This window comes from Turicimonas muris (assembly GCF_002221595.1).
GTDB lineage: Bacteria > Pseudomonadota > Gammaproteobacteria > Burkholderiales > Burkholderiaceae_F > Turicimonas > Turicimonas muris.
This window is the reverse complement of the sequence record NZ_NHMP01000004.1, coordinates 96,780-123,402: the sequence shown is the minus strand read 5'-3', so window position 1 is coordinate 123,402 and position 26,623 is coordinate 96,780. Positions and strand designations below refer to the sequence as shown.

At 42.8% G+C, this 26,623-nt stretch carries 16 protein-coding genes, 2 tRNA genes and 1 pseudogene; 5 read left to right on the top strand and 14 right to left on the bottom strand.

Annotated features, from left to right (window positions below):
* Positions 1-194: 194 nt before the first annotated feature.
* Together ADH67_RS07610 and ADH67_RS07605 are read left to right on the top strand one after the other, a co-directional pair.
* Entirely contained in the window at positions 195-4,703 is a 4,509-nt protein-coding gene (locus ADH67_RS07610; RefSeq protein WP_236578417.1) for an autotransporter family protein, read from the top strand.
* Between the two features lie 92 nt (positions 4,704-4,795).
* Positions 4,796-5,482 (top strand): hypothetical protein, encoded by a 687-nt coding sequence (locus ADH67_RS07605; RefSeq protein ID WP_066595073.1) that lies wholly within the window; start codon positions 4,796-4,798, stop codon positions 5,480-5,482.
* A gap of 182 nt (positions 5,483-5,664) precedes the next feature.
* Here the strand turns inward: ADH67_RS07605 and ADH67_RS07600 are convergent, their stop codons facing one another.
* The 7 genes from ADH67_RS07600 to ADH67_RS07570 form a co-directional block, all read right to left on the bottom strand.
* The gene (locus tag ADH67_RS07600) at positions 5,665-7,686 is read right to left on the bottom strand and encodes an IS66 family transposase (protein ID WP_066595072.1); all 2,022 of its coding nucleotides are present in this window, start codon (positions 7,684-7,686) and stop codon (positions 5,665-5,667) included.
* A gap of 177 nt (positions 7,687-7,863) precedes the next feature.
* The gene (gene tnpB, locus ADH67_RS07595; RefSeq protein ID WP_066595071.1) at positions 7,864-8,220 is read right to left on the bottom strand and encodes an IS66 family insertion sequence element accessory protein TnpB; all 357 of its coding nucleotides are present in this window, start codon (positions 8,218-8,220) and stop codon (positions 7,864-7,866) included.
* Complete coding sequence (locus ADH67_RS07590) at positions 8,217-8,507, bottom strand: hypothetical protein (protein WP_066595070.1); 291 nt, start codon at positions 8,505-8,507, stop codon at positions 8,217-8,219. The genes tnpB and ADH67_RS07590 overlap by 4 nt, the downstream gene beginning before the upstream one ends.
* A gap of 65 nt (positions 8,508-8,572) precedes the next feature.
* A complete protein-coding gene (locus ADH67_RS07585; protein ID WP_066595069.1) occupies positions 8,573-9,091 on the bottom strand; it encodes a DNA-methyltransferase in 519 nt (172 codons plus the stop codon).
* Between the two features lie 339 nt (positions 9,092-9,430).
* Complete coding sequence (locus tag ADH67_RS07580; RefSeq protein WP_066595067.1) at positions 9,431-9,706, bottom strand: hypothetical protein; 276 nt, start codon at positions 9,704-9,706, stop codon at positions 9,431-9,433.
* The gene (locus ADH67_RS07575; protein WP_066595065.1) at positions 9,707-10,171 is read right to left on the bottom strand and encodes a hypothetical protein; all 465 of its coding nucleotides are present in this window, start codon (positions 10,169-10,171) and stop codon (positions 9,707-9,709) included. It lies immediately after the preceding gene.
* Positions 10,172-10,216: 45 nt separating this feature from the next.
* A complete protein-coding gene (locus ADH67_RS07570) occupies positions 10,217-13,909 on the bottom strand; it encodes an autotransporter outer membrane beta-barrel domain-containing protein (RefSeq protein WP_066595063.1) in 3,693 nt (1,230 codons plus the stop codon).
* Between the two features lie 264 nt (positions 13,910-14,173).
* Here ADH67_RS07570 and ADH67_RS07565 point away from each other — a divergent pair.
* Positions 14,174-14,362 (top strand): annotated as a pseudogene (locus ADH67_RS07565) (HU family DNA-binding protein); the annotation flags it as partial.
* 188 nt (positions 14,363-14,550) lie between these two features.
* Here ADH67_RS07565 and ADH67_RS07560 read toward each other — a convergent pair.
* Together ADH67_RS07560 and ADH67_RS07555 are read right to left on the bottom strand one after the other, a co-directional pair.
* Positions 14,551-17,328 (bottom strand): DEAD/DEAH box helicase, encoded by a 2,778-nt coding sequence (locus tag ADH67_RS07560; protein WP_066595061.1) that lies wholly within the window; start codon positions 17,326-17,328, stop codon positions 14,551-14,553.
* A 5-nt stretch (positions 17,329-17,333) separates the two neighbouring features.
* On the bottom strand, positions 17,334-18,671 hold the full coding sequence (locus ADH67_RS07555) for a site-specific DNA-methyltransferase (RefSeq protein WP_236578416.1): 1,338 nt from the start codon (positions 18,669-18,671) through the stop codon (positions 17,334-17,336).
* 1,239 nt (positions 18,672-19,910) lie between these two features.
* Between ADH67_RS07555 and mobC the strand changes: the two genes are divergently transcribed.
* On the top strand, positions 19,911-20,513 hold the full coding sequence (gene mobC, locus ADH67_RS07540; RefSeq protein ID WP_066595053.1) for a plasmid mobilization relaxosome protein MobC: 603 nt from the start codon (positions 19,911-19,913) through the stop codon (positions 20,511-20,513).
* Here mobC and ADH67_RS07535 read toward each other — a convergent pair.
* The 4 genes from ADH67_RS07535 to ADH67_RS07520 all read right to left on the bottom strand — a co-directional run bounded on the left by ADH67_RS07535 (position 20,514) and on the right by ADH67_RS07520 (position 23,250).
* Positions 20,514-20,590, bottom strand: a tRNA-Pro gene (locus ADH67_RS07535).
* Positions 20,591-20,641: 51 nt separating this feature from the next.
* Complete coding sequence (locus tag ADH67_RS07530) at positions 20,642-21,985, bottom strand: tyrosine-type recombinase/integrase (RefSeq protein WP_066595052.1); 1,344 nt, start codon at positions 21,983-21,985, stop codon at positions 20,642-20,644.
* A 184-nt stretch (positions 21,986-22,169) separates the two neighbouring features.
* Positions 22,170-22,246, bottom strand: a tRNA-Pro gene (locus ADH67_RS07525).
* Between the two features lie 23 nt (positions 22,247-22,269).
* Entirely contained in the window at positions 22,270-23,250 is a 981-nt protein-coding gene (locus tag ADH67_RS07520; protein ID WP_066595046.1) for a polyprenyl synthetase family protein, read from the bottom strand.
* Positions 23,251-23,508: 258 nt separating this feature from the next.
* Between ADH67_RS07520 and ADH67_RS07515 the strand changes: the two genes are divergently transcribed.
* Positions 23,509-24,699, top strand: coding sequence for a M20 metallopeptidase family protein (locus ADH67_RS07515; RefSeq protein WP_066595044.1), 1,191 nt, complete (start codon positions 23,509-23,511; stop codon positions 24,697-24,699).
* Positions 24,700-24,748: 49 nt separating this feature from the next.
* On the opposite strand, the gene ADH67_RS07510 is transcribed toward ADH67_RS07515, so the two are convergent.
* Positions 24,749-26,080 (bottom strand): dicarboxylate/amino acid:cation symporter, encoded by a 1,332-nt coding sequence (locus tag ADH67_RS07510; protein ID WP_066595042.1) that lies wholly within the window; start codon positions 26,078-26,080, stop codon positions 24,749-24,751.
* Positions 26,081-26,623: the final 543 nt, after the last annotated feature.

The following is a 26,623-nucleotide window of genomic DNA, read 5'->3' as shown; positions in this document are numbered from 1 at the left end:
TATTGCGGGTTTTCCTCTAGATTTGAATCTTAATTAACACTTTGCATATCCTTCAGTACTTCTATAATGAAAATGCAAAGATAAAAATACCCCGAGGAAATCATGAAAGCAAATAATAGTATTTTATTACCCCCCCTGCCACCTCTTTTAAGCGTAATTTACTTACTCTATTAATCATTTCTTCAGTCGCTTTTTTGACGCCTGCTCAGGCACAAAATCTAACTATAAATGCTGGCGGAACAAATGGTGCAGTGGTTGATGCCATTAACTATGAAGATGGACTTGATGGTCCCACAGTTGGTCATTATTACTACTTGAATAAAACCTCCGGAGAAGGCGATCATGTACTGACCTTGACTTTTAATGGTGCAGGGCTGATCGTTGGCGCCGCATATTCAGATGTTCAAAAATTCGACCCTTCAAACAGGATCTACGGATCGGCAACTTTCATATCATTGGTTGGGCCGCAAGCTACTGTAAAGCCGTTGTTGGGCGTCTCATCGACAGAACAGGCCAACGGTGTTTATAAATTAAATGATAATACGACACCTAACCGTTATCTAACGAGCGATAACACCGATAATCCAGAGAAAGCATACACGCCGACAACAGGCAGCAAAAACTCCCAATATATTTTAAATGTTGAGATATCGGCCGGTTCTTCTGTAACGGGGAAGTTTTACGGCGGTAGAAACGATTACTTTGGGAACGGCGACGGCGATTCTTCTTATAACACGCTGAACGTGACTCTGGGTGAAGATGCAGTTCTAGCTGCCCAAATTCTCTTTGGGGGCCGGTCTGCTCAAAAAGAAAAGTTCCAGTCATACAGTGGCTATGCTACCGAATACAACCAAGTCATCGTCCAGGGCTCCTCTTTGAAGGGTAAAAACGCATTTAATAACGAAGCGCCTGGGAATGCAGAGATACTCTCACGAGCCGGAATTTGGGGGGCTGAAGGATGGAATGCCTCGAAGAATTTTGTGAGCATCAAAGATGCCACTCTTGTCGGACAAAGCAATAAGACAGAAGCCATGGGTGTTATAGGCGGAAGAGGTTTTTTTAGTTACCGCCTCAATACAGGCTATGCCGACAAAGGTTCACTGGCCTACGGCACAGAAAGCGCTATTGCAAATAACAACGTAGTCGTTATTTCTAACAGTCATCTGGGTCTTGATTCATCCTATAAATGGTCTAGCGACAACATGTCGAACAATGCGGACGCTACAGCTTGGTGTAAATATTCAGTATTCGGCGGCTACTCCGCAGGTTCTGCTAAAGACAATATCGTTGTAGTAGAAAATTCAATTATTAATGGAAATGTTTATGGCGGCTTTGAACTCCAAAATCAGCTGACTGGGCAAAATGGATTGAGAGAACTTCATTCAAATGTTGTCTCTCTTCATAACGTAAAAATAATGCCGGGTAATGCAGTATATGGAACAGCAACTGCCGATACGGTAATATCTACGAACAGTGATCTTAACTACGGAGCAGATGGTCAGGTTTTCTTCAATGAAGATGAATTGCATCCTGTTAATAGAAGACGAGGAATCGTGTACGTGGCCGGCTCCAACTTTGCTGACAGCGTATACGCAAGATATGTGCATTTCGGCCAGTATTTTGATCCCAATACGATGGTGTTTGATCAAGATACCAATGTAATCCAGAATTTCTACCTGTTATATAACAAAGATGTGGATGGACCAGCTAATGAGACCGACAATCCGGGCCTAGTAAGAATTTCTAATCCTGATGATCCTGAGGCAATCAAGCTCGGACAACTTGTCGCCGGCTCTTATGTCGTTAATAGAAGGGGTTTTAATTCGAGTCTTTCTCAACGTAATTCTAATGATAGCCCCTCAACAAATGGTGATCATAATTTTTGGGTGGCAGCCTACACCAATTTAACGAACAAGGTAGATGGTCAAGGTAAGTCCTTAAAAACTGAAAGCAAGTTATTTAATGGAAGCGAAGTTCGCCATCAATATGAAGGAGGAGATCTTTCTCTCCTCACTCATGACGATGGAATGGTGTTCAGCAAGAACGTAGACGCTTCGTCTTCTACGGACCATTCAGAGGCTTTGATGCACAATTTCCGTTACCATTATGATGGCTTAGTCTTATATTTAGGGGTTAATAACGGCAAGGATGCAAACGGGCAAGATGTGAGATCTGTTGCCATAGATTTCGATAAAATCGCAAAGTTCCGGGAGGACTCCGGACAGGGAACAAATGCTTTTGGAAATACAGCAATCGGCATATTCATGAACGCCGATAGGAATCAGCTTTACTACAAAGAGCCTATCAAAGGCGGGAATACTTCAACAAGCTGGGAAGATATGACGATCGATATTCCTGGATTTGAAATCTATCAGGGAGGCCCGACTCCTGTCGCTATAGCTACCTACGGTTTCTATAAATACATGCACTTTGACGGGAAAGATGAGACTTTTACCGTGACGGATTTGGATGGGGTCGATAGAGACTTCAGCAGTAAGGCAACAGGTGAAGGAGAGGAAGGGGGCATAGGAATTAAGTACTGGCTCAAATCTTTAAATGTTCTAGAAGGACAACAGTTAGTTCTCTACGGACTAAATGAGAATGAGACAGAGAACTATGAACGAGGCCGGTATCAGCTTTCTGCACAAGTAACTGGACGCGGAGGTTTGTATATTGCGGATAATACAACAGTTGTGGTGGGTGACCCTGAAAATCCATACCAAAAACAAAACCTTGCAGAAAACCAAAATCGTTATATTGGTGTGACAACGGTAGGTCAAAATGCACACCTTATTCAAGGGATAAATAACGCATTAGGTTCAGAGGCAATTCATACACAATTGTTAGCCTTTGCTAAGGGCGAAGATGGTACCACGGGTTCTTATGACTTAATGGGATTTACCCAAACTGTAGGTGGATTAGATGTTGCTGAGGGAGCTGTCGTTAATTTAACAGCGCCGGATGGTACGGACGAAGCTCTCAAGGGAAGTACTGGGGGAGAGCTGACCGTTCTTGGACCGAGTACACGAAGTGAACTTGCAACGATTAGAGGAAATTTGACCGGTAACGATCAATCTAAGTTGATTGTCACATATGGAGCATCTTCCGTATACAGCGCAAATCCGGACTTTTTAGGTACTTACGCCTTGCGTAACGCTTCTGCTGAACTTTACCATCAAGATGCCTTAGTCAAGGGAACTGCGGATATTTCTTCAAGATCTTCGTTATCATTCCTTAGCTCAACAGGCATTGCCAATATATATGGCATTAAGAATGCCGGAGATGTTTTCCTGTCCGGTGGGGATAATCAGATCTCTAATCTGAATCATGTGCATGTTGCAGAAAACTATGCAGGTGAAGAAGGTTCTGTTATTCACTACAGAGGTTTGGTCCAGGGCCCTGCAAACTCTTCCGTTGACGTTATTCATGCACTAACGGCCACAGGTACTTCTACGGTATCTTTTGGAGATGACCACAACAAGATTCCGGTTAGCGGCGTCTTCGCAGAATCTCGCGGGGAAAAGACAATCAAGAGTGAAGGCATTCCGATTTTTGTGATTACCGACAAGGGACAAGGCGGAAGTCAGCTTCGACTCGAAATGAAACCCTTTGGTGTCGTCGCTAAGGATGATGAGGCCTATAAGTGGGTTTACTCATTGGGCTATAACGAAGATGAAAACGGAGGAAGAACGTGGGTTCTCTACAACTCCGATGATGATGGAGATCATTACGAACCAGTAGAACCTGAAGTTCCGGTTCTCAGACCTGAAGCCGGCGCTTATGTCGGAGCCTCTCAATCCTGGGCGAAGATGCATATGAGACTGCATGACCGCTTCGGTCAGGCCTACTACATCGATCCGTTTGACGGAGAGGAAAAGCCGGCAGCCGCATGGGTTCGTCAGGTTGGCTCTCACTCACACTTCAATATGGGCGGTGGTCAAAGCAAGAGTCATTCTCGTACCGCGGTTACTCAGATTGGCGGAGATTTACTGAGAAACGAGTTTAATGAGGATTGGAAGTATATCGGCGGTGTCTTTGCCGGCGGTCTTTATAACCGTACAGACAGCCGCTCTTGGGATAGCGCCAAGTCTCGTTCAGACGGCTACTCTCTTGGCATCTACGGAACGCTTTATACAGGCAACAGCCCTGATGACGGCTTCTATGTCGACTCTTGGCTTCTCTTCGGACGCTATGACAACAAGGTTTGGGGCGATGAACTCTCTCCGTTTAACTACAAGTCTCATGGCTGGGTTTGGTCAGTGGAAACCGGTTACACCATCCCTCTGAATGAAACCGGAACCAAGGACTACAACAAGCTGATTTGGACGTTCCAGCCTGAAGCCCAGTTGATTTGGGACGGAGTTAAGGCCAATTCTGCAACAGACGCTACCGGCACCAAGTATCGTCAGTTAGGAACGGACAACGTAACGCTGCGTGTCGGCGCCAGACTTCATGCTAACTACATGAACAAGGGCTTAGGCTTTATCGAAGGTAACTGGATTCATAACACCAAGAAAGCCGGTGTTCAGATGGGAAGCGACAGAGTCTACATGGACGGCGGACGCAACCTCGGTGAATTCCGTATGGGCTTAGAAGGTCACATCACCCGCAACACATTAGGCTGGGCGACCTTCGGCGTACAGGCCGGTAAAGCTGGTTATCACAACGAAACCGCTCAGATCGGCATCAAGTACATGTTCTAGCCGAGAGCAGATCTTTTAGCTGTTGAGGCGGCGCAGAGCAAAAACTCTGCGCCCCGCAACCCGACTCGAATACTTTACGGAATTTACTCATCATGACAACGAAAAAGACATTATTGGCAGCATCGATCTGCGCATTTAGCTTGGCGCTCAGCGGCTGCGCTTATGATCACAAAGACTATCCGAGAGAAAGCTGGTTTGTTCAGCCGACTACCGTGATCGAAGCCTATCAGTTTAAGAAAGTTGAAGAACCATTAAAAGTTTCATTGGTTGTTAACTATCTTTGGGAAGGGCGCCCCATTGTGACAGAACCTTTTGAAAAGCGTCCTGCCGATTGGCGTGAGCAATACGGCCTGTGGTTTGCAACAGAGCGCTATCTTGAGCAAACCGGCTTATTTAAGATCGTAAAAGCAGACGCAGAAGATAGACAAGGTGAAGTCGTGGTGGATCTTTCCAGAGAAATGGATCCCAAGACAAAAACCGCAATCGAAGCCAAGAAAGCAGATCCGGAAAATCATCCTGAAAAAATCGTCTATGAGTATGACATGACGATGAAGATGACCGTCCAATTAAAAGATAAGCCGGAATTGGAAGCAACTCCGACAACGGATCACATGTTCATCGGACATGAAGACTCTAAAGAAAAAGAGCTTGGACAAGATCCGAAGAGATTTACTTTCTCCTATTTTAATAATATGGACTTTCATACCGAGTTTGTCCGCCGCTTTTATAAGCAGATGGTTTTTGAAAGCGTAAAACAGCTGGAAAACAAACTGCCTTGATAGCATCAAGAAAGCGGTAAAGATTTAATTTGTTTTTGTTGTATTTTTGTTGTAGTTAGACCGTCAAAAACGAAGTTATTCCCTCGGGCAGCGTCGTTGGTTGGGGCTTTGATTTGAAAAAATCAAGGCTCAATTTTTAGTAAGGTTCCCATGGCTCGATAAGAGCCGTGGATTTTCCGGCATTAGCTCTCTGCTTGCAATTGTTTGTAGGTAGACGGAAGCCATGGCTTGAGGTCGTAATCTTCCAGTCCGTGCTTGAAGTCCAAGGAACCTATCTTCTTGGTTTTATCGTGTCCGTCTTTTAACGCTTCCGTCCAAGCCTTATCGAGGACGTGACCATAGACGCTCCGACAGTACTTTTTCAAATATTCCACTGGGGCTATGCCGTTGAGTTCGAGCGTCTTAAAGATAGAGTAGATGTCGCACATATCCACCGCATACTCAACCGATTGTTTATACCAAATGTTTTTCCTCAGAACTGTCACCGGCCTCAAGCGGCTTTCTACCAGATTAGAGTCAGCCGGTACTTTGAAGTCATCGATAAAGACCTTAAATTCGTTGCGCAAATTCATATAGTAAGCGCATGCCGCTGAGTACAACCCGCCTCCGACTCCTTTCTTATATAAACCAGATTGAGTTTTTATACAGATTTTGTCGGCTTGGTAGGACATTATTTTGTCTACCGCCGTTAATAAAGAGTCCTGGCGCCTGCGGTATTCTTCCTGCTTCCTCTGCGAGACTTCCTTCGATATTGCCTCTTGCAGGTTATACAGCTTTGATAGTGCCTCAACACAGATAAGCACGCAGCTGCCCGGCTCAGCCTGTTGGACTCTTATCTTCATCTGCTTGAGCTTTTCTTTTTCACCGAGCGCTGATTGATGAAGTTCTTTTAAAAGACTGCTGCTTAACAGAGCACTGAGAAGTTTGCGCCGGTAGTGAATTAAACAGCTTTGATGCTTTCTTTCCCCGCCTAGTGCCTGAAGAACTGTTTCATAGGCGCTATAGCCATCGGTTACTAAAGTATTGAACTGGAAGTCTGATGTGATTTGTGAGCTAATTGCTTGAGCGCTTCGGCTTGGTAAATACTTAAGGATAAATATTTGTTCAGGCGCTGAAGCTGCTGTTGTCAGAGCCAGAAGATAATTCTGTTTGCGCAGCTTAGACTCATTCATGCGCTCCTTGGCACACTTTCCTCTTCCCTGAGCTTCAAGCACCGGAAATACAGTTTCATCTGCGATTAGTACATCGGCTTTCTTTAAAGAGGATTCATAAAGCAGAGCAAGAGGATGCAGGTAAAAGCGGGCTAAATCATGCAAGTTGTACGAGACGGTGTCATGGCCCAAGCAAAGCTTTTGCTGCAGCTCCTTAATCTGTCTGTGCAGCGGTATTCCGCTGTAAAGGCCCATAGCTAGCTCAACCAGCATCGATGTACCGACTGTGCGTGCGCAGTTAACCGGATGCTCTGCATCGACCGGGAGCCTGACATGTGCTTGTCCGCATTTAGGACATACATAAACATCTTGCCGCTGAGAGAGAGCCTCAAGATTGTCCAGTTTTGGCAGTGTCTTTCTTCTTATTGTTTCTACAAAGCTAGAGAGCTTTATCATCTCTTCCGTGCAGCCTTTGCAGTGAGGAACTTTGTCGGAAGCAGGAACAACGGTGCGCTCTCTTACCTTTGGATTTACCTTTTGGCGCCCAAGGCTCGGCTTCTTTTCTAAAGCGGCAATTGAAGCAGCAGGCTCATTGACGATGCTTTTAAATTCTCCGGCTAACGGAGTGTTTTCCGGCAACGATTTAACGACTTGATCAACGATGCGTGTGGCCTCTATCAGTTCTTTGCTGCCGTTAACCCACGAACCTTTGTTTTCTTTGAGTTCTTTATCAACCTCAGCCCTACCAATTTTTTCCGATCCTTTTCCCAGTAACGCTTGAAATTGACTCGAACTATTTTCAGCCAAGACTCTGAGCGATTCAAGCATATGGCTGATCTGCTGTTCAATGGCTAGCCCCATCCATTTATCTTCGGCAATCAGATATTTGTCGGCTAATAAGGCCACTTCTTTACAGTTGTGAAATGCGTTGATGACAATTGTGGAGAGCCCGCGAAATCGCGCCTGTATTTCTTCTTTTTCTTTTTCCGTTTTAAGCACAAGCTCAATGAGTTCTTCTTGTGACAAATTTTTGAGCTGCTTCTTGTTGAACACTTTGCTCTCCGGTTGGGAATGCCGAACACTGTTCAATTATGAAGCAACTGAAAGCAGATTAAAACCGGCCTTCGCAGTCCCCTCCAAAGCTCTCAAATACCATGGCTAAAAGCCTTGGTGATCAAGGTTTATAGGATGGATTTTTTTAACGCTGGTTATCAAACAAAGTGTTACAACTTATTGTTCCTTAAAGTAGTTTTTGCGGGCTCCTTCAATGCGTTTTCCATTTAAAAAGGATACGAGCTGTTCAGCTGTTAGGCTTCTTTTAGCCGGGCTGTCAAGAAGACTCATTAGCTGTTGGAAGCTCCCATGATGCAGCCGTCTGGTTATCAAAGTCATTCCCGACTGGTCAGCTGCGATAATCTTGGCCAGCGCCCGTGTACGAGATAAAAACACAACACAATGATGGCCCGAGCAGATGTCTATATTAAGAGTGCTTCTAGCAAAGGCTTCCAGTCTAAAGTAACCGGCTCGTAGATCAGTGGCAGTGGTGACGACCGTAATCTTGCATCCTTTAAAGTTCAGAAAACTCATGGCTGCACTCCGAGAAGCATCTTTATCAAACCTCTGGCTTCAAGGCTAGGATCCGCCGTTTCATAGCTCACAGTAACCTCCGATCTTACAGAAACGGTAATTTGCTTCGAGGCTGGTCCTAATTCTGCCGGCTTTTCTACTGCGGCCGGCTCGATTTCAAATATCTCAACCTCGTCTTCTTGCATATCTTGCTCGGCTGCCTCAAGTTCGTCGGGGACAACTGTTGGGCTCGGATTGGCTTCCACTGTAACGGATGGAAAGGAAAGAACGTAGTCGGCTTGGCTCATGTAAAACTCCTCTCGGTTGTTCAATAAGCCAATTTTTCACCTTCGCTAGAAAATATTCATCACAGTCATGGGAACCTTACGCTCTTATCGAGCCATGGGAACCTTACGCTGGTTTTCCCAGACATCGGACGGGAGGGATACTTTAAGGTGTGAGAATTATATGGAATTCTTATTTGGTCAATATTGAATATAAAATCCTCTGTTTTTCTAAAACAGAGAATACTCTCATGACTTCGGCCCCAATCTTTCCCTAGATTGGCCTTATTATCGTAATACCAAATAAGCCAACGGCATTTTTTAAAGTATTGCATGGAAGGTCTTTTAAGATCTGCCAAAATTTCTGAAAAGCCGCAAACGTAAAGCGTTCCTTCTTCTTTTAAGACCCTCGAACACTCGGATATCCACTCAATGGACCAGTTAATATATTCTTCGTCCGTAGTAAAACAATCCCACTTGGCTTTCTTAATGTTGTAAGGCGGATCGGCAAAAACCGTGCTTACACTTTCGGATGGAATGTTTTTTAGAAAGTCGAGGCAATCGTACTGATAAAGTTCTCCTTCAGTCGTTTTGTAAATGGGTTTCAATTTTTTCAGACCTCGAAAGTATCGTTTATTCGAATTTTACCAAATACCTCGAAATTCCCCTGCTTGAGCGTGAGGATGCAGGTGTGACGGAACTTTTCAAAAGGCAAAGTTTTGTTCTTCAAGAGAGTTCAAAAGTTGATCCGTATAAACTTTTCGGCTTCGAGTCCCCCATAATTTTCCGGCTAGCTACAGCCTGTTTCAGAGATAAGCGCTTAGCGGGAGAAGAGAAGTCACTAAGCTTCTATCTAAACTTCGGGAGTGCCTTAAACTTTGAGAGCTTCTTGTTAAATCCATTAAAATTCAAGGCCTTCCCTTCTCAGCATGAACCGTTCTTATTGCTTATCGGCACACAAAAAACAACTGCGACTCTGCACAATTAAACCTGCCATCATTCATTTTTTTGAGTTTTATTTTTTCTAAGACTTTTCCACGCTCCATACAAAATTTCTCCGCTTCTTTTATGGCCTTAGCCGATAAAAAAGAACCGGACCACTCGTTTTCGCTAATAGAACTCAGCTTGAAAGAACCGTCCTCTTGCTCTTCAATAGACGTTTTGTCTACTGTAGTGCAGCCGGCTAGTAAAAACAGCGACACGATCCAAAGAATCTTTCTCATTTAATTTTGTCCTTTTTCTGTTTCCAATTGCCCCGGAAAATCAGTTTCGGTATCTGAAATTAATCTAATCTCAATTCTTGAAGGTGACATTTCATACATTGAACGTGTTTTTGCATCCACCCCAATCCATCCTGGGATAAAGCCACTGAAGGTATTCCCGAATACATACCAAACACTATTCCTTGATTTGACTACAAGATCTACCGGACGATATCCGCCTTTTTCAATATGGATGTCATAACTTTGTCCGGAAAAATATCCCTTTGCTTTTGTCAGTTCCTCCTTAAACGGCGTTTGTCCCGTATAAACATTTTCACCATCCTTATCCTTGATTGAAATCGAACAATTTTCCGGAATTGTTGTAATCTCAATTTCCTGTACGTCTTTATCAACTATGGAGGCACAGCCAAATAAACTTAACATTGTGGAAATGCTAAGCATCAGCAGTAGTGATTTACTGTTCATTGTATCTCTCCGCTGCCTTTGCGTTTTTAGCAAAGGCAACTCTTATTAGAAAATGTATTCGAATCCGATATCAACGCGGTAATCGGCCTTCAGCTTAGAGGCAAAACTTCTTTTTACGTAGAAGTGAGCAAATTTGTCTTTTTTCTGTGAGAAGGTATAAGTGCCCCCAGCAGAGACTTCTCCCCAAGTCTCTTTAAGATTAAAGCGTGAACGGTTAGAACTGCCGTCATCGAGTTTATATGTCGTATCTAAGCGGCCTTTAAACTCTCTTAGTGCATCAACTTTGACAAATGCGGAACCTTCCTTTGCTTCATATCCAAGCGCAATGCCAGCACGACCTATCAAACTATTGACCGCTTTATGGCGGACGTTAACATTATTGTTAGTCCTAAAATCAGAGCCTAAGATTCTGCCATAAATGATCTGAAGCTGTGGGTCAAAGTACCAATCTTTATTTTTGTAAATGTAATGCTTATTACCGTACTCAGCGCTTAATGTGTAGCCCCAAGTTCTGTCATGACCTTTGGTATTTAGGAGATAGTCGCTGCTCCAGGCGGAGAACTTATTGGAGAATCGGCTGACTTTACCGACGAGATCAAGATAACCGCCATTGGAAAATTTCCTAACACCGTAGAGCCAGAAACTGGCCATCCAATTGTCTGCATTTCCGCCTCTGCTAAGTTTCAGGTCTCCGTCTGTATAGGACAGACCTGCACCGTAAATCCATTCATGGGCCTTCTCTCTCTTACAGGGGAAATTTTCTCCGTCTTTATCGCGACAGCGGTAGGAGTCTTTGTATTCGAAGTAATTCCGATCTATTCCGATCTGGATACCCTTGTAATTATCCTTGAAGTAATAACCGTTATGGTTAAATCTATTGCGTCCGACGTAGCCTCTTGCCCAAAGACCTTCCAATTCGTAATTATCTCGAACTTCACCCAGTCTTTGATGGAGGGTGTCTATTTCCTGACGCCAAGTGAAATAATGACTAAGAGATACCGACTCTATGGATTTCATCGTTGGAGTAGGCTGCGGCTTGGGAATAGGTGTAGCAGGAATCAAAGGAATGGGATGAGTAAACCCGGGTTCCATAGGCTCCCAAGGGAACCATGTTGCGAGATCAATGATTTCACCTCTGTATTTTGCCCCTGCATCTTTAACTTTTTCCGGTACCTCACTATTTGCTTCTTGGACTAGATCTATATCCTCAAAATACCATTGAGCTTTAAGAGCATGGTTAACGACACCTTCCGGAATAATCACCCAACCTGCAGCATGAGCATACTTAGGATTTTCTCCGTTCGGATCGTCTCTCTTAACAATTTCATTTCCCTCTTCATCTGTGGTTTTAATCCACATAGTTCCTTTAGTCAGACCATTAAAACCTTCCTCATAGTCATCTTTAATCAGAATGTAATCCTGAGAACCAATGTTCTCTATTCCCTCTTTAGCATAAATTGAGTTTGCAGCACTTCTAAGCAACCAAAAAGCAGCTGCCAAGCGCTTATCACTTGGTGCTCCCTGCCATCCAGGAGCAATTTCTTTAGTATCTCCGCAGCTTTCTCCGGCGCAAAAATTATCTGCATTTAATGTTCCGACTGTTGAAACCCCATCTTTATAGAAATTTGTTGGTTTTACATAAAAATCCAGAGAAGATGCATTGGAGCGGTCTGCCTTGACAGCTTTTCCATCAGAGGTTTCTATTTTTTCAAAATAGAAATAAGGGGCCGTAGTTGCGGAGCTTCCAATAGCCCAATAATTCATGTAAGGACCATTTCCATAGGGATACTTATATCTTACCTTGATCTCCGGAACCTCAATATCCGGCTCATCTGGATCTTTCGGCTCTTCAGAACCTTCATCCGGAGTCTGAGAAGCAGTACTTCCTATAAGAGCAGAAGGTGTCAAACTGTTAAACTTTATCGCCCCACCGTCATTTTTTGAACTGCCACCCTCAGGGCTGCCACCTTCAGGGAATACTGGATCCGGAGAGTCGGGATCTGGCTCTTCAGTATCGGGAGAGGGAGGGGGTGAAGGCTGATTATCTGGATTTACATGATTAGAACTAATGTAAACAGTATTAAATTCAAAAGAGGATGTAGCCAATGACGTTCCCTGGGACGGATTAACAAGAGGTGAGGAACGCAAAACGCCTAGATTATGGATGTAGTTTGAGTAGCTCCAGGTCAGACCAGAGTTAGAAAAAATTAGTCTTGTATTGTTATAAGCATTTTCATCCCCTTGTAAAGGTGTTGTATTTGTACTCTTTTCAATATCAATGTAAGCTCCGGGATTAAATTTACTTCCTCTGCCAAATTCGTTGGAAGAAAACTCTAATGCAGAAATTCCTTTTTCCAAGGGAGGTTTAGCTGAGGACCCTATCCATAAGGTAGACCTTACCTTTAGTGGAGCAGTAATTGTAAATGGCCCTGTAAAACTTGTTTTTGTGAGAACGCTTTCCCGACTCGAGTCGTTTTTATTGTTAATTTGTCCCTGTACGAAAGCTGTATAGCCTGCATTACCTATTAAATTGATTGCTACTCCCTCATGATTTAATGCTTCTATTTCCTGCACGCCTCCAATATTTTGCAGTGCAATTGGTACTCGTAAACTGTCTTCTACACTTATTCCGACATACTCGTCACCAATTTTTTTCCCTCTGAGCCCAATGTATTGTCTTCCCCAACTTTTGTTGCCATTATCGTTCCAGTTATAAACAGCAATAGTGTTATATGAAGTTCCAGCTCGTTTTAAATCTATCATTTCTACAGATTTAAGGTACTGTCCAGTTGGTTTTCCGAATGTTGTTAGCTGGTTTCCTGAACCATGCTCCGACCTATAATTACGCACCCCTCTAAAGGTTGCATAAATTGTTCCGACTTCTTCTATATATTGATCAGCCTGCTGAAGCATTGAAATTCCGTAAAGGAAACGATTGGAAGCAGAACCAATATCTCCGATAGTCCCTAGGAAAGCTTGTTCAGTAGGAGCAGGATAAGAAGTGCTATTCGGATTATCTCCACGGACATAAATCGCCGTACCAAGAGCATTCGAACCTGTTGATATGGCACCAATATTCCCATAAAAAACCTGACGAGCGCCTGTAGTTAGCGAAATAACGCCATACGGAGCACCCTGTTTTCTCGGTGTTTCTGGGGTGAACTCTCCATCAATATTTAGTGGTCTAGCAATTGATCCCTTAGTAACGAAGAGTTCTTCTATATCTCCATAGACATTCTGCTGGCTCAGAAGTCGTCCATTTAAATTTCCTATTGCAGAGAAAATCACGCCAGAAGAAGAACTGATAAGAGGGGCTTTTTGTGTAAAATAAATATTTTGTTTCTGGGTATCTTTGGGAGAAGATACTTGGAAAATATAAAATCCGCTACTATTGCTTTTATTTATTAGACTAATTTGTGCAACATTATTAAATCGAAGGTTTTGTTCGCCACTCGTGTTAGCAAGTTGAAAGACATTCTTTACAGATGAGGAAATTTCTTTTAAATCATTGTAAGTCTCGCTTGATGTAACCTGCGCCGTTATTTCCAACACATCTGTTGGCTCAACAGGTGGCTCTGCAGCCACGACTGTCCCTAGACCTACGATTGGCAAAAATGCAAACTTACTGCGCTGCCCCACCGTTAAATTTTTATTTAAAAGTTCAGACAAGATCTGAAAAATCTTTCTTTTTTTATAAATCGGACAATGATCACAGTCCGAAGAGAGTGTTAGTAGCATTTAATTCCTCAGGTGTGTTTTTTATCTTGAGACTTTTTCTTATAATTATTGTACTAAATTCGAACAAATTCACAATGCTTCTGGACTCTATCGGGGGGGGGCATATACTGGGAATTTCCCTATATTAAATCTAACGAAGAAGTAAATCCAGCTTAGAGTTATAACCGCCGACGATGGCGCATAAAGAGGTGATCTCCTATGACACGCCTGAGTATGTCTTTGAAGAACCAAATGAGAAAAAAGAGAAGGAGCTAGGTAGACGGTCAAATCATCAAAACGGTAAAATCCAGAGATGAAGTCACTTTAATGGGTTTTGGCACTTTTAAGTCAGCCAAGCGCGAGGCTCGTGTTGGTCGAAATCCTGCGACAGGTGCAGAACTTAAAATTCCAGCTTTGATTCAGCCGAAATTTGTTGCAGGAAAACTTTTTAAAGACGCACTAAATACAAAATAATTTACTTTTAAATAAAAGAGGCCGCTTTCTCTGCGGTCTTTTTTTTGACCCGATAGACTGTTTTATTGTGGTCTTTTTTTCATAGTTAAGAAAGCCGAGTCGGAAGAAAGTTGTTCCGGAACAACTTTCCCAGCAAATCAAATCGGAAATCAGAAGCGGTCGAAACTCCGGAGTTTCGAAAATAAAGATTAACGGATTCCGTCTATCTTATTGTTGATTTGTTCAGAGATATCCAAGCCTTTGTCTTCATATCGACACATTAGGAAAAGGCATTCTCCATTGCTAGCTTTTTCCCATTGCTTGCCGATGTCTCTTTTTAATTGTGAATCGGTGTTGCTCCACAGTTGCTCGCCTTTATATTCGACAATGAATCGTCGACCATCTTCTAATTGGACATAAAAATCGGGATAGAAGAAACCGAAAGGCGTTTCCAGCCTAAAAGAGTCATCAGACTTTTCTATGATCCGAATCCAAAATTCAACTTTCGGATTCATATCAATTGCAACCGCGCATAAATACTCTTCAGAGACAGCGTTGCCGCTGGGAGTTTTGTAATGCAAGTCATGGATCTTCGGGAAATAGTGCTTTTCGAATTGTCTTGAACCTTGTTCAACTACATAACAATTTCTTGGGGTGTATTTTTGAGGATCGAATTTAAAACAAAATTCCTCCTTGGCAGGCTCCATAAAAGTAAGTGGAAGGGCCCATTGGTAATTGGCCGACTTTGATAATTTGAAATTTGATTCGAGAAGGTTTTTAATTGCCTTAGCCAGCGGAACACGACTTTGATATAAGCTTTCAAGAGAATAGCCCTTGGACGTAAGAAGATCTCTCGTAACAATGGCTTCCACAAATTTTCTGACAGTTTGAGGAGTCAGATCATTCCGTTTGACCTCTCTGGACAGCCAATATATCAGTTGTTCCTTCGTTATCAATTCAAACTCGGAATTGAAGACAGGAGTTTTTTGAGAGATAGAAGATCGAATCTCGTTTAGCTGGAATTTTCCGTTTTCTTTCGAATCAAACAGGTAGCCTTTCAACTCTTTAACAGGTGTAAACCCTTTTAATTCGTATCCATATTTGGAAGGCTCCCATTCCTGACTGTTCAGAACCTCACAGGAAAAAATTCTGTCCTCCCCCTCTGGGTCTTTAAGTAGAAGAAGAGGGATTGGCTTTATAGGCTCTTTTTGAATGCTCTTACAACGTTCTTTATTTTGTTGGTAATAAAGATCGTCTATCTTTTCTTTATTGGTATCTAATAGTTTCTTTGGGGTATTGGACAAAATTATGTCTATCAGCTTCCGGTTTTCTTCCTCGTTTAAGGTGGGCGTGGTAATAATCCATGTCCTTTCTTTTTTGGATTCATCCGGGTTCAGCTCAGATACTTGAATGTCTTTAATTTCTTTTTCTTCAATCAAGCTAGTGAGGTCTTTATTGCCGAGCGTTACTGCTATTTGAGCCACAGGAGTTCTTTTTTTAGCGTTATCCGAATCTTTCCTATCGTCACCGAGCTCAAATAAAGAAGGTTGATCTGGACAAGTCTCAATATCTGGCTTAACAGAAAGTTGGATCAAGTCTGAGGCGTCTTGTCTGTCAAAGCCCATGTTACGGACGAAACCTTCTTTTAAAGTCAGGGCAAGCTTCATCGTAGCAGAGGATTGAATATTAGCGTAAGCCTTGTTCAACTCCGGATGTACCCGCTTTTCTGCATAGGGCATTCTCAAAATTCTTCCAAGAAGCTGCTCCGTATCTTTTGCATTCTTTATGTTTTGAAGTCCGCATAAAACATAGGCAAAGGAACAGTCCCAACCTTCAGCCAAAGCTTTGATGGTTATTACATATCGAATCGGGCAATTTGGAGAAAAGAGTTCATTTCCTGAAAAATCCTTGGTTTCTCCGGTATAGACAGCAATTTCTTTTTCGAGAATATTTAAATTAGCTGTCATATACTTTTTAATCATATCGACGGTAGCCGTCCCTTCTTTTTTCTCTGCTTGTATCAGTAAAATTGGTCTGATGTATTTATTTTCGGTAATAGAAAGCTTATCCAATTCTTTCAATTTTTCTATTGATTGAATCAAACAGTGTTCCCATCCCAATTCTTCTCCCGTAAGAAGGATAGGGATCTTAATCATGTTTTCGGCCTTTAAATCCCAAGCACTAACCGTAAAGATAGTATTGTTCATTTTCTGCGGGGTTGCAGTTAATTCCAAAGAGGCCGAAGGGTTGAGCCGGTTCAAAGTGTTGAAATAAGTCTCAGTGCGGTTGTTGTGTGCCTCATCGACAATAAGTATTGGCCGGTACAACTTTAATAAATTTGCTAAGGAATATTTGACTCGGCCTTCATCCTGCCTTGTCAGAACTCCATTTGGATACTCTTCAATTTCTTGTTTCGTGACTTTTTCGAGGCTTTCTGTTTGTTCGGCGCTCAAATCAAGAAAAAAAGATTCTAAATTTTCATTAAATGAATATGCATTTCTCTTACCGGTGTCACGAATATTGAAGGTTTGGTTGGTAGAAACTATGACGATGCAATATTGACGAAAATCACTTGGAGCCAAGCTTTGAACTGAGTCAATATCGCAAACTTTGACCTTTCCGGGATATTGTTTTTCCAAGGATTTTCTATACGGGTGACTGGGACTATTTAAGGCCGAAAAGGTTTGAGTTGTAATGGCATCAGACGGTGTTAACCACAAAACGACCGGGGCTCCGGTGTCCAATGTTCCTTGGTCTATTGTCTTGATAGAAGAGGCTGCAATTATCGTTTTTCCACCCCCCGTAGGGACACGGAGACAAACGGCCGGTGCTCCATTAAAGAGATCGCAATATTCACTTTGCTGTCCCCATCCGTTGAGCACGCAAAGTTTTCTATAAGCTTCTTGCGCTCCTTTCTGTTGATGAACGGAAAGAAATTCGGCGAGGGTATCTATCGCCGTTTGTTGATATTTTTTCAGCTCGAACATAAAAATTACTCCGTTATATCGTAGGGGATTTGTTTAAAAGTGATACCTTTTTTATTGAGCTCTGTTTCCGAGAGGCCAATTACGGCTTCCCCATAAATGATTTTTTGTCTGCTTATCGGATACTCTTTTTCTAATATCCGTAGGATCTTTGGAGTAAGAACATTACCTGCTTCCGGTTTTTTATCGCCTAGGACTCCGTTATAAAGGAGAAAAATAGAAACTTCGTCAGTGGTTCCGAGATAAGGAGACTTAGACGGAACTGTTACAGTATTTGTTTCTTTTTGCCAGATATATGCAGCGAGAGTTTCAAAATCAACATTTGTGTTGATACTGCCAAATTGATCGAAAACTTTCGGACCTAACTCATAAAAGGAAAAACCTCCCCCACCAGTCCATCCAACAACAGCGCTAACGCCGCCCCTTTCTCCCTGTATTACTTTTTCAAGCCGGGGCAGGCAATGTGTGCGTGCGTGTTCTCCAAGTTCAACTCCTATATATTTCCTTCGCATTTTATGTGCAACCGCCGCAGTAGTTCCAGAACCAAGGAATGAATCGAGAACAAGGTCGCCTTGAGAAGTAGAAATCTCAATAATCCTCTTAATCAGAGTCTCTGGTTTAGGAGTCTTGAAAGGAGTTTGTCCACTATCTTTTATTAGTTGCTTTTGTTCCGTAGCTGCTCTACGGTTGTGTCCGGTTTCTTCATGGTCAACCCAGAGAGAAGACGGTGGAAGACCAGCCATATCTTTAAGGTACGTCCTCCTAAAGATCCCATTCATAGAATTGTTGAAACGGATTTCCCCACTTTGCAATTTGTCCTTTAACGTTTCTTTCGACCATCTCCAACCATTTTTTGGTGGCTTTATGATGTTTCCGTTTGGGGCCACAATGTCATATATTAAATTTTCCCGGTAGTTTGGAGAGTTAAGGGGATTCCCATCAAAATAAGGGCCGTTTGGATCGTTATCCGGATTTTTGAAATGTGCTCTCTTATTCGGATCGTTTAGTTTGTTGCTAATCCATCCTTCAGATTTTGAATAAACTAATATCTCGTTATGGTCGGTTGAAATTTTCTTTTCATCGTTGTTGCTATTGTCACTTGATTTCCAAATTACGCTACTAACAAAACATTTACGGCCAAAAATTTCGTCGCATATAACCTTCGCATAGTGAACTTCTCTATCGTCTAATGTTATCCAAATCGTTCCGGTCTCGCATAAAAACTCACGAAGGAGGACCAAACGAGGGTACATCATGGAAAGCCATTGAGAATGTTCTAAATGGTCATCATAGTGTTCAAAAGCGCTCCCAGTGTTATAAGGAGGATCAATATAAATACACTTCACCCCCCCCCCGATAAAATGGCAGTAATGCCTTGAGTGCGAGAAGATTATCTCCTTGAATTAGCAGATTTTCTTTTACGGCCTTCTCATCACCATAGGAGGAGATTTTCTTTAAAAGATGGAAGGGAACTTCTGTCGCAGCACTACGTGCTCTTTTGTCGTTAATCCAAGTTAAAAGCGGCATTTTGGTATTCTTTAAATTGATTCTTTCAGGCCCTTGAATTCTAAAACATTGCCATAGCAGAACTTCCAGAAAATGAGGACAACTCTCAGCGGTCAGAGCAGTTACCCACAATTTTGCTAAACCAAATTATGGATAACTGCTGAAAAAATCCACAACAGGAAAATCGAATCGGGGAAAAGTTGTTCCGGAACAACTTTTCCTGAAATCAGATCGGACATCAGCTTCAGCATTCCGGCTCTGCCGGCAATGCTGAAGAGAGGAAAATTCCGCCAGCATGGGTTACTGCCGGATTTTTCAAAAGATAGAGCCTCCACTTCGTGAGAAGTCAAAAGTTGATCCGTATCAACTTTTCGGCTTCGAGTTGCCCAGAATTTTCACTTGGTTCACTACGGCCAGTTTCGGAGACAAGCGTTCACCGAGAGAAAATGAGGACAACTCTCAGCAACCAGAGCGGTTACTCACAATCCTTGGCAACCCGGATTAGGGATAACTGCTGAAAAAGACGGCAACAGAAAAATCGGATCGGGAAAAAGTTGTTCTGGAACAACTTTTTCTGAAAATCAAATCAGAAATCAGCTTCGGCATTCCGTCTCTGCCGGCAATGCTGAAGAGAGGAAAATTCCGCCAGCATGGGTTACTGCCGGATTTTTCAAAAGATAGAGCCTCCACTTCGTGAGAAGTCAAAAGTTGATCCGTATCAACTTTTCGGCTTCGAGTTGCCCAGAATTTTCACTTGGTTCACTACGGCCAGTTTCGGAGACAAGCGCTTACCGGGAGAAAATGCGGACAACTCTCAGCAGCCAGAGTAGTTACCCACAATTTTGACAAGCTGAATTGGGGATAACAACTGAGGATGTACGACTAACTACTGCTAAGGCAGGATCGCATCTTGATATCAAATGTATACATTTGATACCATAGATGCATCAACACCTCGCCGAGGGCTCGGTCGAAAATTTCATTTTCGGTTGTCCTGCCACACCGCTAAGGCGGTCGAACGCGGGAGCGTTCGGTGGATACGTTACACACGATCTGAGTTAATACCAAAAAGGTTTGTCATGCCAAAAAGAGGTTCAGAAAAGAAAACCAGTGTTCTTACGGCTCGCGTTCAAACGGAAACAAAAGATGCAGCCAAGGAGTATGCGAAAAAATCCGGAGAAAGTCTTTCGGCATTTATTAATGCAACTATCGAAGAAAAGCTGAAAGGCCAGAAAAACTCTTCGGACAAAAGTGTTATTAGGACTGTTTTTTCTGAAGCCAAAGCAGAAGAATTCCCAGAAGAGAAAAAGATTCCTCTTTTCTTAAGGTTAACAAAAAGTGAGCTGGCCGCATTAGATTGCAGAGCCAAAGAGTTCGGCGTTTCTAAACAAGGTTACCTTACGTTGCTTCTTAGAAAGGATCTTCTAGGTACGATAATGTTGTTGGAAAAAGAAAGGGAGGCCGTTATCGATTCGACAGTTGCGATGAATAAAATCGGAGTTAACTTAAACCAAATTGCTCATGCCTTGAATATATTGGTGGACAATCGCGAGAAAAGGTCAATCCCATTCAAAGAACTTAAGCTCCAAATTGCCAAATTAAGTTCATTTATTGAAAATCATTTGTACAAAACGGAGAAGATTTTGAAAAGCGCAAAGACGAGAACTAATATAAAAATGTGATGGTCGGGGTGAGAGGATTTGAACCTCCGACACCTGCGTCCCGAACGCAGTACTCTACCAGGCTGAGCTACACCCCGATTTCACCAAAGACACGTAGTCTATCACGTCTACAGAATAAAGTAAGTTTCTCACGAGTCTTTTATTTGAGATGTTTTTTCTCGAACCGCAGATATACAATACTTTCCCCAGGCATCCATTATTTTTCTTCTTTCGGTTAAAAGCCTCGCCCTGTCATAAGCACCGTTATAGACGTCTCTTTTTGAATGCAATAAACAAAGTTCTACAGCTTCTTGATCAAAGACTTTATTGTTCCCAATAGTGTCGTCTTTTGCCCAAGTTCTGAATGTTGCACGTGCACAACCGTGAGGAGTAACGATGCAATCTTTTTCGGTTCTCTGGCTTTTTTCTTTATCAATCCAACCGATACCGTCTATATTTTTTTGCTTTTTATGCAATCGCCTAAGAACCATCGACATAGTCATATCAGACAATGTTTGCATTTGATTACTTAAGAAGACTTTTGTTTGTCCGGTGTATCTTGGCAAATCTTTAAGTAGTTGGACAGCTTCGTCAGAAAGAAGAATGGTTCTGTCTCTCTTCGCCTGTTTCATTTTGTCGTGTTCAAGCGGAATATTCCATATCTTGTTTTCGAGATCGAACTCATCCCAAGTTGCGAGCCGTACCGCTTTGGATCGAGAAGCGGTAAGGATCGCGAACTGACAAGCACGAGGAGAGGTTCCCTGAAGTTTATCCAGCGCGGCATAAAGCGCTGGAAGCTCCTCAACGCTGATGGCAGCATGATTTTCTTTTTCGCGTCGATTTCGTTTTTGAGGTTCGAGCAGAACGCCTAGCGCAGATCTCAAATCAGCAGGATTTTCGCGGTCTTCCCTAATCCGAAGAGCAATTGACCAGTTGAAAATCTGCCGTAAGTAGGTTAGTGCTTTTTGAGCAGTGTTTGTTTTAGTTTCCCATAAAGGTCCGATAATATCCCTGATCATTTCAGGTGTTATTGCATTGATAGATTTAGCCCCGAGTTTTGGGAAAATATGCCGATTTAAAACCCAAAACGTTCGGATTTCACCTTCCGGGTTGTTTCGGAAAAATCCGTTTCTTGCGCGATCCTTAAGCCAATCATTAGCTACTTTTTCGAAGTTTGGGATTTGTTGCTGTTTTTTCTCTTCTTTGATTTTTTGTCGAGCTTGTTTCTTTTCTTCAAGAGGATCTCTTCCCGCAAGAATCTTGGCTTTCAGCTCTAATGCAATACCCCGTGCTTGGGATAAGCTCAGAACAGAGCGCGGACCGATGAAAACGTCATGCTTTTTTCCGTAGGCATCCGAATATCTTAAAACGTAACTGGCTGAGTTCTTTTGGACCTTGAGGGCAAAGCCTGGCACTCCGCCCAAAAAGTAAAACCCAACCTCGGTAAGTCGTTTAACGGCAAGTGCAGATAACTCTTTCGCTCTTTGTGGCATAGATGACTATTGAGAGTGCTGTTTTTTATAATTTTAACAGACATAAAAATAGTCATCCTAAAACCATGTCATTGTTTGGCACTGGTTGGCACGGTTTGTCACAGGGAGATTTACTAAAAGGTGTTCGAAAAAGCGACATTTACGGAGTTTTCTGTATGACTTGTCATTGCTTGTCACTCCGATTTGGTCGGAGTAACAGGATTCGAACCTACGACCCCTGCGTCCCGAACGCAGTGCTCTACCGGGCTGAGCTATACTCCGACATTTTTAACTTCAGAGAGTAATTATAAATCTCTCTCCACAGTCAAGGAGAGCAATTTTACCAAAGATTCTTTATAAAGGGAAGGTTTTAAGAAAGAAATCGCATCTATTCCGGAAGAAACAATTTGTTTTGCGGTGATTGCGCATTCTTCAATTGCTCCTGTCTCTTCAAGAATACGAGTAATGGAGTTGAGATCTCCTTCCCCTTGTTTAACGGCTTCTTTAATTTCTTTGGCCTCTTCGTCTGAACATTTTCTCAATGCATAGATCAAGGGCATCGTCATTTTGCCTTCACGCAAATCTGCACCTAAGGCTTTGCCGGTCTTTTCTTCATCGCCGCGGTAATCTAAAACGTCATCGATAATTTGGAAGGCCGTTCCTAAGGCTAAGGCGTACTGTGTGAGCTTTTCTTCTTCTTCTTTAGTTGCTCCTCCAATCGTTGCTCCCATCCGGGCGGCGGCTTCGAATAGAACTCCGGTCTTTCTTTCAATGACTTCAAAGTAGCGCTTCTCGTCTACAGTGGTATCGTGGATGTTAAGAAGCTGAATTACCTCGCCTTCGGAGACTCGATTGACGGCACCGGAGACGATTTCGCAGATTCGGATGTTTTTGGTTTTGACCATTAATTGGAAAGCCCGAGAGTACATGAAATCGCCTACCAGAACGGCAGCTGAATTTCCCCACTTAAAGCAAGCTGTTGATTTTCCGCGTCTGAGATCGCTTTCATCGACGACGTCGTCATGCAGGAGGCTGGCTGTATGGACATATTCAATCATCGTAGCCAGGAAAATATGTTCCTTTCCTTGATAGCCCAACGCTCTGGCAATAAGGATAAGAATTAAAGGTCGCATTCTTTTGCCGCCGGCAGAAACAATGTAATCGCTTATCTTCTTTATCAGAGGAATATCACTTTGCAGATCGCTAAGTACCGCTTTCTCGACTTCAGCTAAATCAGAAGCGACGGGTTCAATTATCTGTTTTACTGTTTCTGCAACGTGTGACATTGCTCCTCCTCCTAGTTCTTAACCAAAGCATATTACCGAATTTTTTCTGAGTGTGAAGAGATAAAAAAGAGGTTTTGAGGTCTAAGTTTGAGATTAGAAACAGAAAATATCGTAGACAAAAATTTATTACGCTGAAATCAGCAAAATTTTTAACTTTTTGAAATCGCTTAGAACCGCACATCTATCAATTACGAATATGCAGCACTGACGGTTGCTACACTTTGAATTCTCAAAACCTTTTTTTCAGGAGCACGACTAATGACAATATTAATTAAGCCGGAACAAATGGCAGAGAGCGCAAAAATCGGCACCGATATCCGCCACAAAATCCATGAAGAACCGGAGCTTGGTCTTTGTTTATATAAAACTCAAGAGAAAATAACGAAAGGCCTTGCCTCTTTTTCTTTGAATGAAGTGTATGAGTATGTTGGAGGAAAAGATGTGACCGGCGTAGTTGCCGTTATCCGTGGGACAAAACCAGGTAAAACAATCGGGCTTCGCGCAGATTCTGACGCACTTCCATTGGAGGAAAAAACCAACGCTGCCTGGGCAAGTCGAGTCAAAGGGAAAATGCATGCTTGCGGCCATGACGGACATGTCGCGACACTACTGACGCTTTGTCATTATGCGGCCCAGCATCGAGATTTTGCTGGAACATTAGTTGCAATTTTCCAGCCCGGAGAAGAAGGTTTTGCCGGCGCAAAACACATGATTGCTGACGGCTTGGTAGAAAGATTTGGTATCGATGAGTTTTATGCACTTCATGCCGAGCCAAGCCTTAATCTCGGTGATGTCGGTTTTATTCCGGGATACGCCACTGCAAATGCCGACAAGTTCGAAATCACCTTCAAAGGAAAAGGCGGACACGGCTCTCGTCCTCATATGACAAAAGATCCTCTGGTGGCAGCTTGTGAATGTGTATTGGCACTCCAAACGATTGTAGCTAGAAGTGTAGATCCGATGAAAACCGCTGTAGTTTCTGCCGGATGCATTCAAAGTGGATTTGGAGATGGACCGAGCGTTGTTCCGCAAGAAGCCAAGATATCGGGAACAGCCAGATCTTTTGAACCGGAAGTTCAGGAAACAATTATTAGGAGAATGAAGCAGGTTGCCGATGGAATTGCTCTTGCCAATGATATGGAGGTCGAAGTTGAGTACACCAAGCTTTATCCGGCGATGTTTAATACTCCTGAGCTGGTGGAAAAGGCTTCCGGTTATGCTAAAGAATTATTGGGCGAAGAGCGCGTCAAGCAATGGCATAGAACCTGCGGTGGAGAAGATTTCTCCTTTATGCTTTTAGCCAAGCCTGGATGTTTGTTCCGTCTGGGCATGAAAGATGAAACTCACTTTGCCAGTGTTCATCATCCAATGTTTGACTTTAACGATAAAGCGATTCAAGTAGGTGCCGCAACTTTACTTACAATCGCGCTGAATCGCGCAGCTTCTTAAGGCCTCGGATAAAGCAAAAGCCGCGAAAGCGGCCTTTGCAGAATAAATATTAGGCTGTCGGTTCTAGGTTTTGTGCTTTTTTGCCTTCGAGAGCTTCCAATGCTTGTTCTGCTAGATGGATGTAAGCCGGGTGAGTGTGCTTCTTAACGGTGTCCATGTCAGCCTCTTTGACCCAGTTGCCGACTACGATACAGGCAATGCCGTTCCCGATCATATTGGTAATGGAACGTGCTTCACTCATGAAACGGTCGATGCCGAGAATCAACGCCAATCCGGCAACCGGAACATCGCCGAGAGAGGAAAGGGAAGCGGCAAGGACAATGAAGCCAGAGCCAGTGACGCCGGCAGCTCCCTTACTTGTCAACAGGAGCACCGCAAGAAGAGTCAGTTGCTGGAAGAGCGTCATCTGAATGTCGCAGGCTTGAGCGATAAACACAGCTGCCATTGTCAAATAAATAGCTGTCCCATCAAGATTGAATGAATAGCCGGTCGGAATTACCAGGCCGACGACGGACTTGCTGATGCCGGCATGCTCCATTTTTACCATCATTCTCGGAAGCACTGATTCAGAAGAGGAAGTGCCGAGCACGATGAGAAGTTCGTCTTTGATATATCTCAAATAGTTAATAAGAGAGAAACCGTGGCTTCTGCAGATAGCTCCGAGAACACCGAAGATGAAGATGAAACAGGTGAAGTAGAAAGCACCCATTAGTTTGGCCAGAGGAAGTAGGGAAGAAATACCATACTTGCCAATCGTGAAAGCCATTGCACCGAATGCGCCGATAGGGGCAACTTTCATGATCCAGCCGACTATCAAGAAAAGAATTTTCGAGGTTTTGTCAATTAACTGGAAAAGCTGAGATTTCTGGCCGCCCATTTTTTGTAAGGCAAAACCAAAAAGAATAGAGAAGAATAAGACCTGAAGAATGTCTCCGGATGCAAAGGCACCTGCCACTGTTGACGGAATGATATTCATAAAGAAGTCAACGGTGGAGTGGGAAGAGGCATGCTGGGTGTAGGCGGAGACGGCCGACATGTCTAAAGTGGCCGGATTGACATGCATCCCTGAACCGGGGGAGAGGAGATTAACCATCAATAAGCCGATTATCAGAGCGAAGGTTGATACCACTTCAAAGTACAGAAGAGCATAGCCACCGACGCGGCCAACTTTTTTCATATCTTCCATTCCGGCAATACCGATAACAACGGTACAGAAAATTACCGGAGCAATGATCATTTTGATTAATTTGATGAAGCCGTCGCCAAGGGGTTTCATCTGGGCACCAAGCTCGGGGTAAAAATATCCCAAAAGAACGCCGATAATGATGGCGCAAATAACTTGGAAGTACAGGGTTTTATATAAAGGTCTTCTACTTCTCATATAGCCCTTCTTTCGTTAAGTTGATGGGGTTGAAAGTTGTGCTTTCGAAAAAATAATAGAAGAAAATATAGGTATTTCCTCTATGTGTCAGATAGAAAATTAATAGTTTCTTACTTCTTTTAGAGAATAAATGTAAATGTTTACCCTTATAAATATTTAAAAAAAATTTTCTGAAATGGTTTGACGCTCAGTTAATTTCTAAGTAAATGATCCGATCTTCAAAACGAAGAACTTAGGCTCTTTTAAAATTGTGTTTAGTTGTTAAATCTTGCTTATTGTGAAATTGTTTTTGTATTATGAAATAATATTTTTTCAATGCAAAATGTTTCGCATATAAAGTAAAAAATAAATTCTCAGTGGACATAACTGGAGAACACTCTGTTTGAATAGTTATTTCTCAGTTGGATTTCGCAGATTTCATCATATTATTTTGCCGTCTTTCTTTTCCTTCCAGCTGTGTTCAACTCTTTGATTACTGGAAGAAAACAGAAAACTGTCAGCTCTGAAGGGAAAAAACAATGTATTTCGTAAATTCCTGCCAGG

What these genes read in the sequence shown, in the direction of transcription:
- ADH67_RS07605 (WP_066595073.1), top strand. Translation starts at nt 4,796, where the DNA reads ATGACAACGAAAAAGACATTATTGGCAGCATCGATCTGCGCATTTAGC.
- tnpB (WP_066595071.1), bottom strand. Translation starts at nt 8,220, where the DNA reads ATGAGTTTTCTGAACTTTAAAGGATGCAAGATTACGGTCGTCACCACT.
- ADH67_RS07590 (WP_066595070.1), bottom strand. Translation starts at nt 8,507, where the DNA reads ATGAGCCAAGCCGACTACGTTCTTTCCTTTCCATCCGTTACAGTGGAA.
- ADH67_RS07580 (WP_066595067.1), bottom strand. Translation starts at nt 9,706, where the DNA reads ATGAGAAAGATTCTTTGGATCGTGTCGCTGTTTTTACTAGCCGGCTGC.
- ADH67_RS07575 (WP_066595065.1), bottom strand. Translation starts at nt 10,171, where the DNA reads ATGAACAGTAAATCACTACTGCTGATGCTTAGCATTTCCACAATGTTA.
- ADH67_RS07570 (WP_066595063.1), bottom strand. Translation starts at nt 13,909, where the DNA reads ATGCTACTAACACTCTCTTCGGACTGTGATCATTGTCCGATTTATAAA.
- ADH67_RS07560 (WP_066595061.1), bottom strand. Translation starts at nt 17,328, where the DNA reads ATGTTCGAGCTGAAAAAATATCAACAAACGGCGATAGATACCCTCGCC.
- mobC (WP_066595053.1), top strand. Translation starts at nt 19,911, where the DNA reads ATGCCAAAAAGAGGTTCAGAAAAGAAAACCAGTGTTCTTACGGCTCGC.
- ADH67_RS07530 (WP_066595052.1), bottom strand. Translation starts at nt 21,985, where the DNA reads ATGCCACAAAGAGCGAAAGAGTTATCTGCACTTGCCGTTAAACGACTT.
- ADH67_RS07520 (WP_066595046.1), bottom strand. Translation starts at nt 23,250, where the DNA reads ATGTCACACGTTGCAGAAACAGTAAAACAGATAATTGAACCCGTCGCT.
- ADH67_RS07515 (WP_066595044.1), top strand. Translation starts at nt 23,509, where the DNA reads ATGACAATATTAATTAAGCCGGAACAAATGGCAGAGAGCGCAAAAATC.
- ADH67_RS07510 (WP_066595042.1), bottom strand. Translation starts at nt 26,080, where the DNA reads ATGAGAAGTAGAAGACCTTTATATAAAACCCTGTACTTCCAAGTTATT.